This window comes from Klebsiella sp. P1927, assembly GCF_018204675.1.
GTDB lineage: Bacteria > Pseudomonadota > Gammaproteobacteria > Enterobacterales > Enterobacteriaceae > Klebsiella > Klebsiella pneumoniae.
The window spans coordinates 895,252-910,388 of the sequence record NZ_CP073377.1 but is presented as its reverse complement, the minus strand read 5'-3'; the positions used below and the strand labels follow the sequence as shown (position 1 = coordinate 910,388).

General features: G+C 57.3%; 17 protein-coding genes and 1 other RNA gene. 3 read left to right on the top strand and 15 right to left on the bottom strand.

The window, feature by feature from the left end; genetic code table 11:
- Positions 1-112 precede the first annotated feature (112 nt).
- The 3 genes from smpB to KB892_RS04725 all read left to right on the top strand — a co-directional run bounded on the left by smpB (position 113) and on the right by KB892_RS04725 (position 1,576).
- Positions 113-595, top strand: a complete 483-nt coding sequence (gene smpB / locus KB892_RS04735) for an SsrA-binding protein SmpB (RefSeq protein WP_002914164.1) — start codon at positions 113-115, stop codon at positions 593-595.
- Positions 596-739: 144 nt separating this feature from the next.
- Positions 740-1,102, top strand: a transfer-messenger RNA (tmRNA) gene (gene ssrA, locus KB892_RS04730).
- Between the two features lie 96 nt (positions 1,103-1,198).
- Positions 1,199-1,576, top strand: coding sequence for a hypothetical protein (locus KB892_RS04725; protein WP_004150980.1), 378 nt, complete (start codon positions 1,199-1,201; stop codon positions 1,574-1,576).
- A gap of 27 nt (positions 1,577-1,603) precedes the next feature.
- Here the strand turns inward: KB892_RS04725 and KB892_RS04720 are convergent, their stop codons facing one another.
- The 15 genes from KB892_RS04720 to KB892_RS04650 all read right to left on the bottom strand — a co-directional run bounded on the left by KB892_RS04720 (position 1,604) and on the right by KB892_RS04650 (position 15,111).
- A complete protein-coding gene (locus tag KB892_RS04720) occupies positions 1,604-1,822 on the bottom strand; it encodes an ogr/Delta-like zinc finger family protein (RefSeq protein ID WP_004150981.1) in 219 nt (72 codons plus the stop codon).
- A 66-nt stretch (positions 1,823-1,888) separates the two neighbouring features.
- Positions 1,889-2,974, bottom strand: a complete 1,086-nt coding sequence (locus KB892_RS04715; RefSeq protein WP_004154143.1) for a phage late control D family protein — start codon at positions 2,972-2,974, stop codon at positions 1,889-1,891.
- 5 nt (positions 2,975-2,979) lie between these two features.
- Positions 2,980-3,465, bottom strand: coding sequence for a phage tail protein (locus KB892_RS04710; RefSeq protein ID WP_004150983.1), 486 nt, complete (start codon positions 3,463-3,465; stop codon positions 2,980-2,982).
- Positions 3,462-6,092, bottom strand: coding sequence for a phage tail tape measure protein (locus tag KB892_RS04705; RefSeq protein WP_004150984.1), 2,631 nt, complete (start codon positions 6,090-6,092; stop codon positions 3,462-3,464). The genes KB892_RS04710 and KB892_RS04705 overlap by 4 nt, the downstream gene beginning before the upstream one ends.
- The gene (locus KB892_RS04700) at positions 6,085-6,204 is read right to left on the bottom strand and encodes a GpE family phage tail protein (protein ID WP_002896220.1); all 120 of its coding nucleotides are present in this window, start codon (positions 6,202-6,204) and stop codon (positions 6,085-6,087) included. Before KB892_RS04700 ends, KB892_RS04705 begins: the two co-directional genes overlap by 8 nt.
- Positions 6,205-6,218: 14 nt before the next feature.
- Positions 6,219-6,518, bottom strand: a complete 300-nt coding sequence (locus KB892_RS04695) for a phage tail assembly protein (protein ID WP_004150985.1) — start codon at positions 6,516-6,518, stop codon at positions 6,219-6,221.
- Positions 6,519-6,570: 52 nt separating this feature from the next.
- On the bottom strand, positions 6,571-7,086 hold the full coding sequence (locus tag KB892_RS04690) for a phage major tail tube protein (protein ID WP_004150986.1): 516 nt from the start codon (positions 7,084-7,086) through the stop codon (positions 6,571-6,573).
- Positions 7,087-7,095: 9 nt separating this feature from the next.
- A complete protein-coding gene (locus KB892_RS04685) occupies positions 7,096-8,268 on the bottom strand; it encodes a phage tail sheath protein (RefSeq protein WP_004150987.1) in 1,173 nt (390 codons plus the stop codon).
- 148 nt (positions 8,269-8,416) lie between these two features.
- Positions 8,417-9,490 (bottom strand): phage tail protein, encoded by a 1,074-nt coding sequence (locus KB892_RS04680; RefSeq protein ID WP_004150988.1) that lies wholly within the window; start codon positions 9,488-9,490, stop codon positions 8,417-8,419.
- A 51-nt stretch (positions 9,491-9,541) separates the two neighbouring features.
- On the bottom strand, positions 9,542-10,660 hold the full coding sequence (locus KB892_RS04675; RefSeq protein ID WP_004200602.1) for a hypothetical protein: 1,119 nt from the start codon (positions 10,658-10,660) through the stop codon (positions 9,542-9,544).
- A gap of 9 nt (positions 10,661-10,669) precedes the next feature.
- On the bottom strand, positions 10,670-12,619 hold the full coding sequence (locus tag KB892_RS04670; protein WP_004150990.1) for a CotH kinase family protein: 1,950 nt from the start codon (positions 12,617-12,619) through the stop codon (positions 10,670-10,672).
- 1 nt (position 12,620) lies between these two features.
- Positions 12,621-13,292 (bottom strand): phage tail protein I, encoded by a 672-nt coding sequence (locus KB892_RS04665; protein ID WP_004152935.1) that lies wholly within the window; start codon positions 13,290-13,292, stop codon positions 12,621-12,623.
- On the bottom strand, positions 13,285-14,193 hold the full coding sequence (locus KB892_RS04660) for a baseplate assembly protein (protein ID WP_004150992.1): 909 nt from the start codon (positions 14,191-14,193) through the stop codon (positions 13,285-13,287). Before KB892_RS04660 ends, KB892_RS04665 begins: the two co-directional genes overlap by 8 nt.
- Positions 14,180-14,542: a GPW/gp25 family protein gene (locus KB892_RS04655; protein WP_004150993.1), complete on the bottom strand. Its 363-nt coding sequence runs from the start codon at positions 14,540-14,542 to the stop codon at positions 14,180-14,182. Before KB892_RS04655 ends, KB892_RS04660 begins: the two co-directional genes overlap by 14 nt.
- On the bottom strand, positions 14,539-15,111 hold the full coding sequence (locus KB892_RS04650; RefSeq protein ID WP_004150994.1) for a phage baseplate assembly protein V: 573 nt from the start codon (positions 15,109-15,111) through the stop codon (positions 14,539-14,541). The genes KB892_RS04655 and KB892_RS04650 overlap by 4 nt, the downstream gene beginning before the upstream one ends.
- Between the last annotated feature and the right edge of the window lie 26 nt (positions 15,112-15,137).

Below are 15,137 nucleotides of genomic sequence, written 5' to 3'. Positions count from 1 at the left end.
ATTTATCTGCTGCTAAAAAAAACGCTGTGCCGCAACTCGTGCTAAGATGCGCAGTATACCTCGCAGGATGCGATCGAGGTAACTGTGTATAAGACGATGACTTCAGGACATTATGACTAAGAAAAAAGCCCACAAACCTGGATCAGCCACCATTGCGCTGAATAAACGCGCCCGTCACGAATACTTTATCGAAGATGAATACGAGGCTGGTCTCGCCCTGCAGGGCTGGGAAGTCAAATCCCTGCGTGCAGGCAAAGCCAACATCGGCGATAGCTATGTCATCCTGAAGGATGGCGAAGCCTTCCTGTTCGGCGCCAACTTTACGCCCATGGCCGTGGCTTCCACCCACTATGTCTGCGACCCGACGCGCACCCGTAAGCTGCTGCTCAACCAGCGTGAGCTGGACACGCTGTACGGCCGCATTAACCGCGAAGGTTACACCGTCGTCGCCCTGTCGCTGTACTGGAAGAACGCCTGGTGCAAAGTGAAAATCGGCGTCGCCAAAGGTAAGAAACAGCACGACAAGCGTACCGACCTGAAAGATCGTGAATGGGCGCTGGACAAGGCGCGTATTATGAAGCACGCCGGACGTTAATTTCCCCTCCCCGAAGGCCAGCTCTCGCTGGCCCTTACGCTATATCCTTGTTGATGCTGATTTTTCGTCCACCCTGCTGAAATAATCCTGCGTGATGGGGCTGGTAACGACATTCACAAATCTGTTATACTTGACCTACACATTGGGGCTGATTCTGGATTCGACGGGATTTGCGAAACCCAAGGTGCATGCCGAGGGGCGGTTGGCCTCGTAAAAAGCCGCAAAAAATAGTCGCAAACGACGAAAACTACGCTTTAGCAGCTTAATAACCTGCTCTGAGCCCTCTCTCCCTAGCTTCCGCTCTTAAGACGGGGATCAAAGAGAGGTCAAACCCAAAAGAGATCGCGTGGATGCCCTGCCTGGGGTTGAAGCGTTAAATCTAATCAGGCTAGTTTGTTAGTGGCGTGTCTGTCCGCAGCTGGCAAGCGAATGTAAAGACTGACTAAGCATGTAGTGCCGAGGATGTAGGAATTTCGGACGCGGGTTCAACTCCCGCCAGCTCCACCAAATAAAACAAGGGGTTACGTGAAAGCGTGACCCCTTTTTTTTGGATTGTGGCGGCAAAATGGCGGCAGACATTTATCAATGCAAAGGACTACCGATATGAAAAAATCTCTTTTGATGCTGATACTTTTGACCTCATGCAACGCTTTCGCCGACAAAATCCCGAACTCTATTGAGAATCTAATTGCTGTGTTCGACACCAGGACGCATAGCCTAGAAAGCGGCGTACTCTCGATCAAATACAGCAAACAGAAATTGCACATTGATGCGGCTGATGCAATGTTTGAAGGCATTTGCACTGACCTATCAATGCATAAGTGGAAACCCGAAACAATTAAGAAGATTAGGCTACTCAACGTCTCACTTGATCAAGGTTTTGAGATAGATGCCGGCGGTGCTGAATGTAAAAAAACGGGTAAGATGACTTTTGATGAAGCGCGGGCTTACAGGCAAGGCTTTATCAAACCTATTCCGTAAACCCTCTTTGATTTGTAGGTTAAAAGCTCAAAAATTCATATGCCCCTGCCCGCTTGTTGCCGGATGTGGCGGGGCATTATCAATTACACCTGGCGTCATGATGAACCTCACGACGGTTTCGTGAGTAATAAATGTAGTACCGCAATTAATATTCTGGCACTGGCAATACCGCTCTTTTGTCTGGTCTGTTACTCGAAAGCTACTTCGTGTATGCGCCGCATGTCCGCATTTTGGGCAATTCATCATTTCCGTTTCTCCGCCGCCGCCTCTGAAGTCGCGTTAATAATACACAACATCAATATTGAGAGCCAACTATTCAATATTGAGATCATCTATTTTCACTTCCAGTTCGATGCTGGTCGTAAATCCACTATCCGGGTTGACCGTGTGCGTTAACGTGGTGATGGTCCAGCTGGCATCATCAATGGGTTGTTTAAAGCCGGTGACCTTCACGGGCATTTCCGTATAGAGATCTGCGCGGCCTTCTGCCAGCTGCAGGGAAAATGACGCCACACCGCGCTGCAGCCGCTCCCAGTTCATTTTTGCTGCACGCTCCGCATTACTGCGGTTCGCATAGGTCCGGTTCAGAACCAGCACGTTCTCATCCGTCCCGATCAGGTAATCCCCCTGCTTTGCTTCTGGCTCTTTTGGTTTTGTCGTTTTCCGGCGACGCTTCACTTTGGTGGTTTCTTTTTTCTCCGGTTCGCGCGTATGCAACCAGTGAGCAATCACCCCGGTATACGCTCCCCTGTCCGCCATGCTGAAGCGGTGACTGTCACCGTCCCGGCGGGTAATAGTGATGACCGGCAGCGCTTTACCGCTGGCTGTTCTCCCCTGCCCCTGCCGGATAAACAGCAGGTTACTATCCTTCACCGATGCAATCGCGCCGTACTGACGCGCCAGCTTCATCAAAAAGCTGGCGTCGCTTTCGTTGGTCTGGTCCAGGTGATCCAGCGCCTGCTCCGCGACATCTTTACCGATGGCAACCTTCAGGCTGTGCCGCGCGGCAATCTCCTTCACCACCTCGCCCACCGTCGTTTTATGCCACGACTTTTCACGCCGTACATTCAGCGTTTCCCTGAAGTCTGCGCTACGGGCACGGATTGTCAGTCGGTCCGGGCTGCCGCTATGCTCGATCTCATCAACGGTAAACTTCCCTTTTGAAAACAGCGGCTCGCCTTTCCATCCCAGCGCCAGAGAAATCACCGCGCCCCGACGCGGCATAATTACCAGGCCGTCCGCGTCGTCCAGCTCCAGATCGAGCTGGTCGGCTTCAAATCCGCGGTTGTCGGTCAACGTCATACTCAGCAGGCGCTTATCCAGTGTCTGCGTGGCATCCTTACCTGCAATCACGATGCGAAAGGCCGGGGTCTTGCTGAGGTTGAGTAAATCAGTCATCTCGCTCACTGCAGCAACCCTCCTACCGTGGTTTTGATATTCCCTACCGCTGCCGCTGCGGAATCCTGCAGGCTGCTAAGCTGGTCACTCAGGCTGCCGAACATTTCGGACAGCGACTCATCAACACGCTTTAGCCCCAGCGAAAACTCTATTTTTCTCGCTTCACCGCTGGCGAAAAATTCCGTTTTTGTCTGGCTCAGATTTTCAATCACGTACATACCGTAGATGGTCCCGCCCCCCTCGATCAGCGGCCAGGCCTTCCCCTGCTCCGCCATCAGCTCCAGCGCCAGCAGCGACAACCGGCCTCCGGTCACTTCCGGCATGAGGACGCCGGATAGCGTGAGCTGATCATTATCTGGCCCCAGAAACTGCGTTGTCGGACGGCGATTAACGCGGTTGTTGGTGACGTGCCGCCAGTTCCGCTGATACTGCAGTTGCTGATAGGGCACCGTGCGCAGCTGAAACACAAACAAACCCAGAACCATCATCATGAATCATACCCCCCTTGATCGCTGAAGTTGCTGCGTGCCTTCGCCATTAAACGCCGCTCATGCTCCGCAAACATTCGCGCAACCTCTTTCGCAATATCCTGCGAACTTTGCCCCGGTAATGCCTGGATAATAAATTGCGGCTTCGATTCGATATGAATGATCGGCTGCCCCCCTGCCGGCTTCTCAGCTGCAGGCCGATAGGATGTTGCCGGCAGGCTCATTGGATGAAGTGGCGCAGCCTCTGCCGGAATCGCTCCCCCCATCATCCCGGCGACAACGGACGCCAGCGCCGCCGTCCTTCGGCGGCTGGTCACATAGGCCGGGCCGTTAATCAGTTCCGGGCCATTCTCGCCAGCAATGCCCACCTGCCCGCGTGGAATATATCCACCGCTGTCATACATACCCGCAAAGAATCCGCCTGCTCCTTTCTGCTGAAGTGCACCTGGCGATTTGTCGCCGCCGGTCATCCAGTCCGGCAGGTAGCTTTTCACCGATGCCAGCTTGCTCTTGAGCATCTCCCACTTCTCATTGATACCGCTCAGGATGCCGTCAATGATCGCACCGCCCACCGCTTTAAACTTCGCGGGCAGCGCGGCAACATCACTTAGAATTTCATCCCATTTGCTGCTAATAGTCCGTTTAATTACAGTCCATACCCTGGATACCCCTGACGAAATGGCGTCCCACATTGCGGTGAATTTTGGCCCCAGCGTTTCCCAGTTCTGCCAGATATAAATGGCTCCCATCGCAATCAGGCCGACTATCGCCAGGATGGGGTTAGCCATCATCAACCTGCCCAGCCACAGGATCGCCTGGCCTGCACCGCCGATGACTTGCTTAATCAGACCAAAAGCGGAGGCAAACTTAATTCCCAGAACCCCAGCGCTCACACGTACTATCGCCATTGGCCCCAGAATAGATGCCAGCGCCAGCGACAACACGCCCGCTGCGGTAGCTACCACGGCAAACACCGCCGCAATCTTAAACAGCGCCGCCGTCAATTGCGGATGCCGCTTAACAAAACCATCCAGCGCGGACGCCAGATTTCCCAGCCAGTCCGCAATATTTTTCAGTACCGGCGCGACGGTTTCACCGATGCTCGCCATGGCGTTGGTAAAGGAGCCGCCAGCGGCTTCCCATTTGTTGCCCAGGGTATTAAGGGATGCCTCGACGCGCTCGCGCAGGGTTGCCTGATTATCCAGTTTGGCGGCTGTTTCACGATACCCCGCAATCCCTTTGGTGATCATGATGTTCAGCGCCTGCAGGGTTTCTGCATCATCACCAAAAAGAGCCGCTTTGACAGCCTGTTTTTTTCCATCGTCAGTGATTTTATTCAGCTTATCCAGTTGCTTATACAGGTTTTCCAGCCCCGCAAACTGGCCTTTACTGTTCTGAAAACTTAGCTTTATCCCCGTTCCAGCCAGCTCATCATTTGCCTTACTGATTTTTTTATTGTTCAGCGTGGCCTGGAAAATCTTGCGATAGGCGTTACCTGCAGACTCTCCCGCCATTGAAGCCTGATCAGCCATAACCAGCAGCGGCGCGAATGTTTTTGCGGCATCCAGGCCTTGCTGCTTGATAATGTCCATCGCGGCGCTGATTTTTGAAAAACCCTGCAGCATATTGCCAGGGTCAACGCCCGCGTAATAACCCCGCTGGATCACGTCCATCAGGCTCATCATGTCTTTTTCGGTGGTCTGCGTGGCGTCCTGCAGTTTTGCGGCGAACTCTGCGGCATCCGTCGGTGCCATCTGCAGCTGCACGCCGAGATACGCCGCCGACTCACCCAGCCCGCCCAGAATGACCTGCGCAGACATACCCTGACGGCGTAACATGGTCATCATGTTTTGAAAGTCTGCCGTGGTGCCTGGCAGCCGATCACCCAGTGCTATCGCCAGCTTGTTCAGCTTCAGGAACTCCGGCGCAACCTTGCCGCCCGGCCCCATCATGGAGCCTGCCAGCTGGTTAGCCGCGTTCTCTGATTCCGAATAGGCGCGAATGGGGGCCAGCAGCGTCGCGCCCGTTGTCACCCCGGCGGCCATCATCCCGGCCCCGTTCCCCGCGAGGCTGTTACGCACGTCGCGCATCTTGTCAGCTTTCGCCCTGACCGCATTCAGCTTGCGCTGGCGCTCGCCCACGTCCCACAAGCGTCGCTCCTGTTCTGCCAGCTGCTTGTTATAGCGATCCGTTTCGCGGGTAATGCGGGCTGTTTCACGGGCACCGCCTCCCGCAGAGATGCCGAGGCGGTACAGCTCTGCCCTGGCCGCCGCCATCTGCCGCGTTTCCTGCCCCTGCTTTTGCTCCAGACGTGACACGGCCCGCCATTGCGTTTCAAGCGCCGCCGTCTGCTTTTTCGTGGGGGATTCAAGGGCTGACATTTCGCGGGTCATCATCTGGGCACGCAGCCGCGCCTGGTCCAGTTCGTTACTGGTCCGGCTCAGGCTCTGTGACAGCTGATCGAATGATTTTAACTGGCCCCCTGCATCGTTCAGCCTCTTAAGCTGTTCGCGGGTCTGCCGGACAGCGGAGGCCAGCTCCTTAGAACCAGCCTGCGCAACTTTTAAAGGGCGGGTGAGCTTATCAACCGCATTCAGAACCACCTGCAGACGCAGGTTTTTATCACTCATCGCTGGCCCCGCTTCGCATTATCGCTCTGTGCCGCCACTCCAGCACTTCTGTAAGCGGCATAACGTCAGTGACGGACGGCGGCCAGTGAAAGATCGTGGCGATATCCGCCACCAGGTCATCTACCGTCAGGCTGTCGGCAAATCGGCAAACGCCGACTTCGGCAACAAAAAAAGGACCACCTCGATCGACATCGCGGCCAGGTCTGCCGGGTCGAGGTCCGCCATTTCCTGCGGGGTCAGCGTCGGCGTGGAGATACGGGGGATCACGGTCATCATTGAGGCCACGTCCATCTCCATCACCGCCTGCAGCCGCGTACCGCGCAGTGCGCCGGATTGCGGTTTACGCAGCACAATTTCCGTAATCGTGGCATCACCACGCGTGATAGGGCTATCCAGCTTCACCGTTGCTACTGTTTTCTCACTCATGCTCTTTTCCTGTTATGGGGTGGCTGGCGCGGCATCCCGCGCCAGTGCTGCATTAAAGGCCGATGGCGTTGCGGTGCTCTTCCATCAGGTCAACGCCATCAACAATTTCAATCATGTTGATCACATCGACCTCGTACAGCACCTCGCCGTTAATGGTCAGCTTCGCATAGCTGTTAACGCTGCTGACTTTGGTGGTATTGCTCTCGCCGGTTTTCCACTCGCCGGAATCCACCTCTTTGTGGCGTCCGCGTACAACCAGCTCAACGGCCTGCACCTCGCCGGTGTCATCGCGCTGGATAGAGCCGGTGAAGCGCATCTGCACCCCGTCCACCGTGGCCTTGCCCATCTGTTTAAACAGCAGTGCCTCAGTGCCGCCGATGGTCATTTCCGTGTCCAGTGCGCCATCATCCAGCCCCAGATCGATACCGACTGAACCGGGCATGCCGCCCCCGCGATAGTTCTCAAGCTTGCGGGAAAATTTCGGCAGGGTGACGGATTCAGCAATGCCCATCCAGCTGTTACCGGCGTTGAAGATGTTCAGGTGTTTTAGTTTGCGTGGTAAGGCCATGGGTCCCCCTTATGCGCTTACGCGGGTGGTGAAATCCACCAGGTAACGGTCAGTGATGCGCTGGCGCAGCATCAGGTTTTCCAGCGGCGGCACTGGCGTATAGTCGTAGTCGATCCAGAGCTTCCCGGCTTTCAGGCTGTCTTTGTCGTTAACGCTGTCATCAATCCAGCAATCACCGCCGATGAGGTAGCCCTGATTCACCAGGCTGCGCATTTTGGCGCGGATACCTTCGATAATATCGCGGGCCAGCGACGGGTTAAGCGGCATATCCACCGCCCACATATGGCCCTCTGCCATGGTGTCAGCCAGTACCTGCGCGGTGCGGGTGTAGTTTTCAAACTGGAACAGCGGATCATCACTGAGGCAGCGGGAACCCCAGAAGCGGAAACCATCCTTCCTGATCAAGGTGGTGACGTCGTTCTGGTTCAGCAGTCCGGCATCAGTTGCCGGGTCCTGCAGATCCCAGAACACATCCGCAGACAAGCCGGTTACGCCGTTGACGCCCACGTTAGACAGGGTTTTGTGCCAGCCGGTTTGCTCGTCGATTTTAGCGCGCAAGCCAAGGGCGCGGGCGGTAGCGTAGGCGGTCGCATCCGCCTGCAGCACCGTGTCAAAGTTTATGAAGTCAGGCCAGATAATCATTCCTTCACGCTGGCTGAAGTTGTCGCGGTAAGTGATCGCCTCTGCCACGGTTTTACAGCCGTAAGCTGACATATACGCAAAGGCCCGCAGGCTCTGCGCCACGCTCAGCAGCTCAGTGGATACGGCCTGCGTATCATGCCCCGGCACGCCGAGAATGCGCGGTTTCACGCCCAGCTGCGACTGCGCGGAAAGTAGCGCCTTCATGCCGGTTTTCTTACCGTCGGCAGTCACGCCGCCGATAATATTTGAGGTGGTTTCCGCTTCGGTTTCGCCCTGGGCAACGCGCACCACTACGGTGACGGGTTTTGCCTGGTCTGCGATCGCGTCCAGTGAGCGGGCCAGCGTACCGGACTCGCCCGCTTTACCGCTGGCGGTCAGTACATCGGTAAGCAGTACAGGCTTATTGAGCGGGAACATGGAGGCATCGGCATCATCGCCGGTGCACACCATGCCCACAATCGCCGTGCTCACCGTCGTGATAGAGCGGGTGCCGTCGTTAACTTCTACAACGCGCACGCCGTGGTGGTAGTCTTGCGCCATGGAATGAATCTCCTGTTTAGGGGTTCACCCATGGTAGGGAAATCACTCACCGCAAGCCGTTGATGCCCGTTGTACCGTGGTTGATACAACCGCAGGCAGAAAAAAAGCCCCGTTACGGGGCTGATTTTGTCATAGTTCGCCTGGCGATTCAGGCAACGCGGCTCCAGCACATCAGCAGGGTGTGAGCTTCCACCACGCTGAACGATTTACCCTCGCCGAGGTTGTCAGTTTTGCCGCTGGTCGTGTGTTTGTGCGGCGGTACTGTGACTTCGTGGTCGTGCTCTCCGGCATCATCCGTCACACCCGGCTCTTTCGGGTTAAAGAGCTGCCGCACATCCCCGCCGATTTCCCACGGGTCATTTTTACCGGCCACACCACCATGATGGTGAATACCACCGCGCGTGGTCGTCAGCTTCTGCTCAGGCTGCTCGCTGGTTTCCCCGCTTACATCAATCTGCACGGCGGGAAGATTCGCCCGCTGAAGGGTGACCGTATCGCTGCCACCGGTGGCGCCGACGTTCGAACCGTCCGCTTTTGCCACCCGGAGGGTTCTGTTCTCACCGGTATACGTCCACGTTGACCACGGGTAGCGCTCATTCGGATCAACATGCTGGCTGTAAAACCGGACCGTGCCGACGGGGTTTTCCGCTTCCCAGAAATCACGAATGGCGGTGCTGACCGCTGAGGTGATGGCCTCCCTTGTCTCATTCTCCAGCGTGGAAACAATGTCATCGGCATAATCTTTGGCGTTGTTCCCCGCCCGGCGGACCTCTTCCACCGTCGCCAGGATGACTGACGGGTCCGCAATCATCTGCACATCGGCGGTCTGACTCACCATCAGCCAGATATTAATCACCTGGAAACGTCCCGACCCTTCCGCCAGAAGCGGCTTGTAGGATTCGGGCAGGTTCGCCACCGCCAGGCAGATGCCGGTCTCGTCAAAGAGTGCGGCCTCGCGTATCCAGAAGCCCCCGGCCTGTGGCGGCATTATCATTTCGGCGCGGATAACATTTGCCGCCTGGTCGGCGATGACCAGCCGGTTTAATGGTGCGCGGTACTGCTCGTTAATCAGGGCGGTCTGGTCCGGGGACGGCACCGGCAGGACGCCGCCCCCGTCGCCGACAGCCATGTGAGTGATACCCAGGGGGATACCCTTCACCGCCGCAGCGGCCAGGCGTTCAGCCCCCTGCGCGGTCAGTATGGCGCTGAATTTTTTACTCATAAGGCAGTCCGTAATAGCGGGCTTCCCCGCCGGAGCGGGGCAGCCTCGTGATTAACTCAGGGGCGCGTAATACACCGGGCGCAGACCCATCTCGGAATTCAGCACCTCGATATTGTTGGCAAAGCCAAACTGGAAAATATCGTTCTTACCGCGCACCGGATGCATGCAGCTTGTCGCGCCCGCGTTGTAGTTGACCGTGGACCCCGCCGGGACAATCGCCTTACCGGTCAGGGACGGCCATACGCCATACAGCTCCAGAAGATTCTTTACCGCTTCCGGCAGCGTGTTCTGCGGCTGAACGAAGGTCCCGCCCCAGGCCGGGTGATAAAACTCGTTGTCAGCCAGCCCGGTGGTTTTTGTCACCGCCCGCACGCTGTTGGGGGTGGTGGCCACATAGTCCGCCGTGGTGGTGTTCCCGGTGTGCGTCGGGGTGATAAAGGCCCCGGTCACCGCATGGATAGCGTACCAGCCCGGCACATCAGCGCCGTGCGCACTGAATACAGCGGAGGCGGCGAGCGCGGCCTCATTGCCGGTCCCGTAGAGCTGGATTTCGCCACCCACCACACGCGCGCCGTAGGTACGCTCCCAGACGTTTCCGGCAAGGTCGCTGATGCCGTTGTATTTTTTGTCCTGGCGATAAGAGACCGGACCGGAGCCGGTATAAATGCGCGGAGACTGCGAGGACAAATCGCCCGCCTCTTTGCCGTCGATACGGCGTCCGGTCTGGGTCGCATCCAGCGCGGACTTGCCGTACACATCGGCCCCCAGGGGACTGTACCGGCTTTTCACGGCCATCGCCTGCATCAGCGCCCACTCGACCGACGTCATGCCGTGCCAGGTGCTACCCATCGCTTTCAGTAACGGGAAAAGGGTGGCGCTGGTTGCGTTACAGGCATTCGCATCCACGTTGGGCAGACTCAGGACCTCGCCGTTCAGCACGCATCCCTGATAGGTTCCGACATACAGATACGGGATTTCCCTGTCGCCCTGCTTAAAGGCCGGATGTACGCCGGAAATCCCCAGCGCCGGGTTCATGCTTTCGATACTCACCTTCGGGATAATATTCACAAAGGTCGGCTGTCCCTTCGGGGTATACAGCACCGTCTGTTTTCCGCCCGAAGCCGCCTCAACGGAGGCCCGCAGCGCATCTTTGACTAAAATCGTGGTCATGGTGGGTCCTTACTGTTGGTAGCTGAAAAAAGTGTCCAGGTATGCAATACGCTGTCGGGTCCAGTCCATCATCTGGTCCAGACTGGTGATGCTCAGGGAGGGCACATTCGGCCATTTTTCATATTCAGCCTGCATCAGTTCCGGGGTGTAGCGTCCCAGCAGGTCTCGGGCCAGCTCCAGCACGCCGCACTGTGAAAACAGACCGTTATCCCGCAGTTCCGCATAGCGGGCATTCATTTCCGCCTGGAAGGTGGTACGGACTTTCTTCCAGAAGGTGCGGTTGACCTGCATGGCGAGGCCGTTATCAAACAGATTCAGGTCTGGCGGATAGGCAATGGACGTCCCGGCGTAATGCAGACCAAAGGTGGTATCCAGGTCATAGGGCATGAAAAACCATTTCGTGCCGTCCCAGGTGATAAACGTGGTGTTCTTCTGCACGCAGTCCGGGGCGCAGATAAAGCTGAGGAAGACGTAGAAATCCACCACGTTGTTTTTATCCAGATGCGTACCGGCGGCGGCGGTAAACGCGTCCTGCGCGGACTGCGCGAAGTCCCGCCAGCGGTCGAGGCAGGCAGCCGTTTCCGCCGTGGGTTTCGAAGGTGAGTCCATCACCCAGGTGCCGTTATCCGTGAGCGCCGGGATGTTAATCGCCCCGTCCCAGATAATCATGATTTGCTCCGGGCTGTTTTTGGCGATGTTGTAATCCTTGCGCGACGAGTTGTAGAGAAAATCCCCTATCCCGTAAAACTCACCGTTGATATACAGCACGCAGGCGTACCCCTTCGGGCAGCCGATGGCGCCGGTATCAATGGCGCTGGCCCCCAGCTTCCCCACGTAGCTGTTATCAATATCCCGGCGCGGCCAGCCGCTGCGGGTCGCCATCACCTTCTGCCACAGGTTGTAGCAGAGCACATTGCGCAGGTGGGTCGAGTCAATCCAGTTCGCCTTGAAAATCCATTTATCCTTCGGCACCACATCCCCGATTTTCAGGCTGACATTTTCGGTATGCGCCGCGTCGGCAAACAGCTCGAATTTCATGTTCTTTTTCGGGTACCCCGCTGACGACGCCCCCTGAACCTTGAAGGACACGTATGCCGTGAACATCTCCCCGTCGACGTCCACCTTTAAGGTGCCGTTAACCGGGTTGTCCTTGCTGGTCGGTGCGCCGCTGTCGGAGGTCACGTCCAGGCGAATCAGACCGCGCGGCTCACCAAAGGCAAACACGCCCGGATATTTCGCCTGCGCCTCCCGGTTTCCCGTGCCACTGCCTGCCGCTGAGGGGTCGAAGCCGTCGAGCGGGAGAAGCTGACGGGCCAGCACCTGGAAGGCATAGAGGTTACTCAGCTGATGACTTTCCACCTCCTCGGGGGTGGCCTCCACCAGAGCCAGCGCCCGCATACCGGACTGAAACGCCAGCATCAGCGCCTGAATCTGGTCTGACTGGCTTTTTTGTGAAGCGGCCATGCTGGTCACCTGCGCGGCCATCTCATCAAGACCGAGCTGCATCAGGGCGGCCGTCAGCGACTGGAGACCGGACTGCAACGCGGTCAGGCCATCCAGCGCTGAGCCGGTGTCCTGCTCCAGCTGCTGGCGCAGGGACGTAATCGCCTGCTGACTTGCCAGTGCATTCAGCCGGTTCGCCTGGCCGTTGCGCTTCTGGTAATAGATAAAGGCCAGCAGTTGCCCCTCGCTGTCAGGCACCACCACGCGAAAGAGTTTCCCCTCCGGCGTACCGGCAAGCCCCGCAAGGGTGCCGTCCGGGTCATCCGGGGTCATGAAGAAGGTGTAATCCCGGTAGTCCTGCAGCGACTCAACGGCGGTTTTTAAATAGCGGGTACGGTTCGCCAGCTGCCGGGCCTGTTTGTTTGACGGACCATAAATGCCGCCCTCCACCCGGTCTTCGCGCGCCAGCAGGTAAACCTCATCTTCCCATTTTGTCTGTTCGTTAATTGCACTCATGTTATTCTCCTGCGTAAACGCCACGGCCATCGTGAAAAGTGCGCCCGTCATAGCGATGTGAGTCTTCTCCCCGCTGGTTTTCGGTATAGGTGACCGACCCGGAATGGAACCCGCCGCCGTCATAACGGGCGGCCTCATCCGGCGTATATTCCGGCGGATACACGCTGATGACCTCCCCGCTGCACGATGCGGCACCGGTATACACCGGACCGGTGGTCCCCGCTGACAGTGACAGGCGGGCAATGTGGCGGCTGACCGGCCGCGCATCGCCAATAATCCGCTCCAGCTCCTTAATCATCGTCTCGGTAATACCGATATCATTCAGGTCAATCTCAAGGCGGAATGTCCCGGCGGGGTCGGCCACCTCCCACCATTCCTGAAGCGTCATGCTGTAGCCGAGGTTTTCAATCACCCGGCGAACCGCCGCCACCGTCCCCTTGCGTTGGTGGATCCAGAACGCATCGCTGACCGCCTGGCGCTTATCCCTCTCTGACCAGGTTTCCTCCCAGCGGTCGACGGAAAACGCCCACGCCAGATACGGCAGGAATTTCACCGGGCATTTCCACGGGTTCCAGAGGTCACGCAGTGGCACGCTTAAATCACTGATACCTGAACAGGCCTGCACCAGCCTGCGCTCCAGTGATGACGATCCCGGCGGTAACAGGCTATTCATCAGAGCCACCAATTTCTGCTTTAAAATCGGTGCAATAGGACGCCTGCGTTTTATCTATCACCATGTCAGCCAGGGGCTGCATCAGCTCAACCCGCTGCACGCCCTGAACATGCAGAGCGGCATAAATCGCAGACAGCCGCACATCACGCCCCAGGCGGCGCTGCTCATTGATGTATGCAGTGCCCTGCTCTTTCGCGGCAGCGAGGATGGGTTCCTTTGCCGGGCCGGGATAGACATACAGAACCGCATCGATTTCATAGCGGACAATCTCAGCAGAGCGGACGCTCACCCGGTCCGCTACAGGCCGCACGGCCTCATCATTCAGTGCAACACCAACTACCTGCAGCAAGTCATCCGGCGCAGTGCCATCACCGTCGCGGGCCAGAATAGTCACCACGACTTCCGCCGGTGCCGGGCTGAATGCTGATGCATCTGCCACACGGCCATCGGCGCTCAGCGCGTGAAATTCATACGCGCCAACCGGCCCGGCAACGCTCATCCCCTCAAAGGCCGCCGGGATGCGCTGCCGATAATCCGCGTCCGATTCCATTTCCGCCTCAGTGGGTGGCGTGGTGGTATCGTCTGCGGGGGTGATCACCCGGCGCTGCACGTTATTGTTAGCGCCTAAATTATCCAGGTCATCACTGCCGGAATAAGCCACCATGACAGCCCGTGCCGCCTCGTTAATCCGCTGGCGCAGCAGCAGCTCCCGGTACACGTTTTCCTGCAGCGTTTTTACAATCGGCTCTGACTCAAGCGTTAAAGTACGGGCCACGGCTTCCTGCTCTTCTGCCGGATAGAGCGCGACAAACTCCGCTTTACGCTCTGTCAACAGGGTTTCAAAATCTGGCTCATCAACGATTTGCGGTGGCGGCAGCTGGGAAAGGTCAATAACGGCCATTGTCTGCTCCTGTCGATACGGAAAGGGACACAGGCACACCGTCATTACGCTGGCCTGCCAGCTCAATCACCATTGAGCCTTCCATGTTGCTGCTGTTAATCGTGATGGTGTCGAGCTGCAACCGCGGCTCCCAGCGCAGCAACGCGACGTACACCGCAGACATGATCTGCAGGCGCAGCGCCCGATTTTGTGGCTGGTCAATCAGCGCAGACAGCAGGGAGCCATACTCCCGACGGGCAAGGCGGCTACCCTGCGGCGTCAGCAAAATGTCCCGCACGGACTGGCGCAGGTGATCCGTTTCCGTAATGGCCTTGCCGGTATCGCGGTTCATCCCGATATAGAGCGTCAAATTGGACCTCCCGTTGTTCCGCCGCTGTCGCCAGGGTGTTTATGCTTATCGGCAACGATACCGTTTGAGGTCATTTCCCCGCCGTCATGGGTCACATCGCCATTAATGATCACGTTGCTGTTAATACGGGTCGTGTCGGCCTCGATCACAAGCTCCCCTGTTTTGCAGGAAACCAGCTGTGACGACTCAATCAGCACGGCTTTAACGCCCCGGATAATCCAGTGCCCGGTGGCAGGGTCGTATTCGAACCAGCCGCCATCCTCGTATTCGGTCACGTCCGCGCTTTCAGAGTCTGACGGCGGCGGGCAGGCGTTGGAGTAAATGGCCGGAAGCGCAAAAGCCGTCTCCAGATTGCCGCCCAGGCTGAACAGCACCACCTGCTCCCCCGGCGACGGACACCACCAGGTGCGGGATTTACCGGCGCGGTAGGTCAGCCAGTTAATCCAGTTGGTTTCGAGGTCGCCAGTTTTCACCCGGCAAAGCCAGCCGTCCCGGTCCACCTCGGTCACAATGCCGGTGCGGATCAGATTGGTGATAAGGCGCATGATTTCGGTTAATTGAGCATTCATGTAGACGATACTTACATAAACATTTA

What these genes read in the sequence shown, in the direction of transcription:
- smpB (WP_002914164.1), top strand. Translation starts at nt 113, where the DNA reads ATGACTAAGAAAAAAGCCCACAAACCTGGATCAGCCACCATTGCGCTG.
- KB892_RS04725 (WP_004150980.1), top strand. Translation starts at nt 1,199, where the DNA reads ATGAAAAAATCTCTTTTGATGCTGATACTTTTGACCTCATGCAACGCT.
- KB892_RS04720 (WP_004150981.1), bottom strand. Translation starts at nt 1,822, where the DNA reads ATGATGAATTGCCCAAAATGCGGACATGCGGCGCATACACGAAGTAGC.
- KB892_RS04715 (WP_004154143.1), bottom strand. Translation starts at nt 2,974, where the DNA reads ATGACTGATTTACTCAACCTCAGCAAGACCCCGGCCTTTCGCATCGTG.
- KB892_RS04710 (WP_004150983.1), bottom strand. Translation starts at nt 3,465, where the DNA reads ATGATGATGGTTCTGGGTTTGTTTGTGTTTCAGCTGCGCACGGTGCCC.
- KB892_RS04705 (WP_004150984.1), bottom strand. Translation starts at nt 6,092, where the DNA reads ATGAGTGATAAAAACCTGCGTCTGCAGGTGGTTCTGAATGCGGTTGAT.
- KB892_RS04695 (WP_004150985.1), bottom strand. Translation starts at nt 6,518, where the DNA reads ATGAGTGAGAAAACAGTAGCAACGGTGAAGCTGGATAGCCCTATCACG.
- KB892_RS04690 (WP_004150986.1), bottom strand. Translation starts at nt 7,086, where the DNA reads ATGGCCTTACCACGCAAACTAAAACACCTGAACATCTTCAACGCCGGT.
- KB892_RS04685 (WP_004150987.1), bottom strand. Translation starts at nt 8,268, where the DNA reads ATGGCGCAAGACTACCACCACGGCGTGCGCGTTGTAGAAGTTAACGAC.
- KB892_RS04680 (WP_004150988.1), bottom strand. Translation starts at nt 9,490, where the DNA reads ATGAGTAAAAAATTCAGCGCCATACTGACCGCGCAGGGGGCTGAACGC.
- KB892_RS04675 (WP_004200602.1), bottom strand. Translation starts at nt 10,660, where the DNA reads ATGACCACGATTTTAGTCAAAGATGCGCTGCGGGCCTCCGTTGAGGCG.
- KB892_RS04670 (WP_004150990.1), bottom strand. Translation starts at nt 12,619, where the DNA reads ATGAGTGCAATTAACGAACAGACAAAATGGGAAGATGAGGTTTACCTG.
- KB892_RS04665 (WP_004152935.1), bottom strand. Translation starts at nt 13,292, where the DNA reads ATGAATAGCCTGTTACCGCCGGGATCGTCATCACTGGAGCGCAGGCTG.
- KB892_RS04660 (WP_004150992.1), bottom strand. Translation starts at nt 14,193, where the DNA reads ATGGCCGTTATTGACCTTTCCCAGCTGCCGCCACCGCAAATCGTTGAT.
- KB892_RS04650 (WP_004150994.1), bottom strand. Translation starts at nt 15,111, where the DNA reads ATGAATGCTCAATTAACCGAAATCATGCGCCTTATCACCAATCTGATC.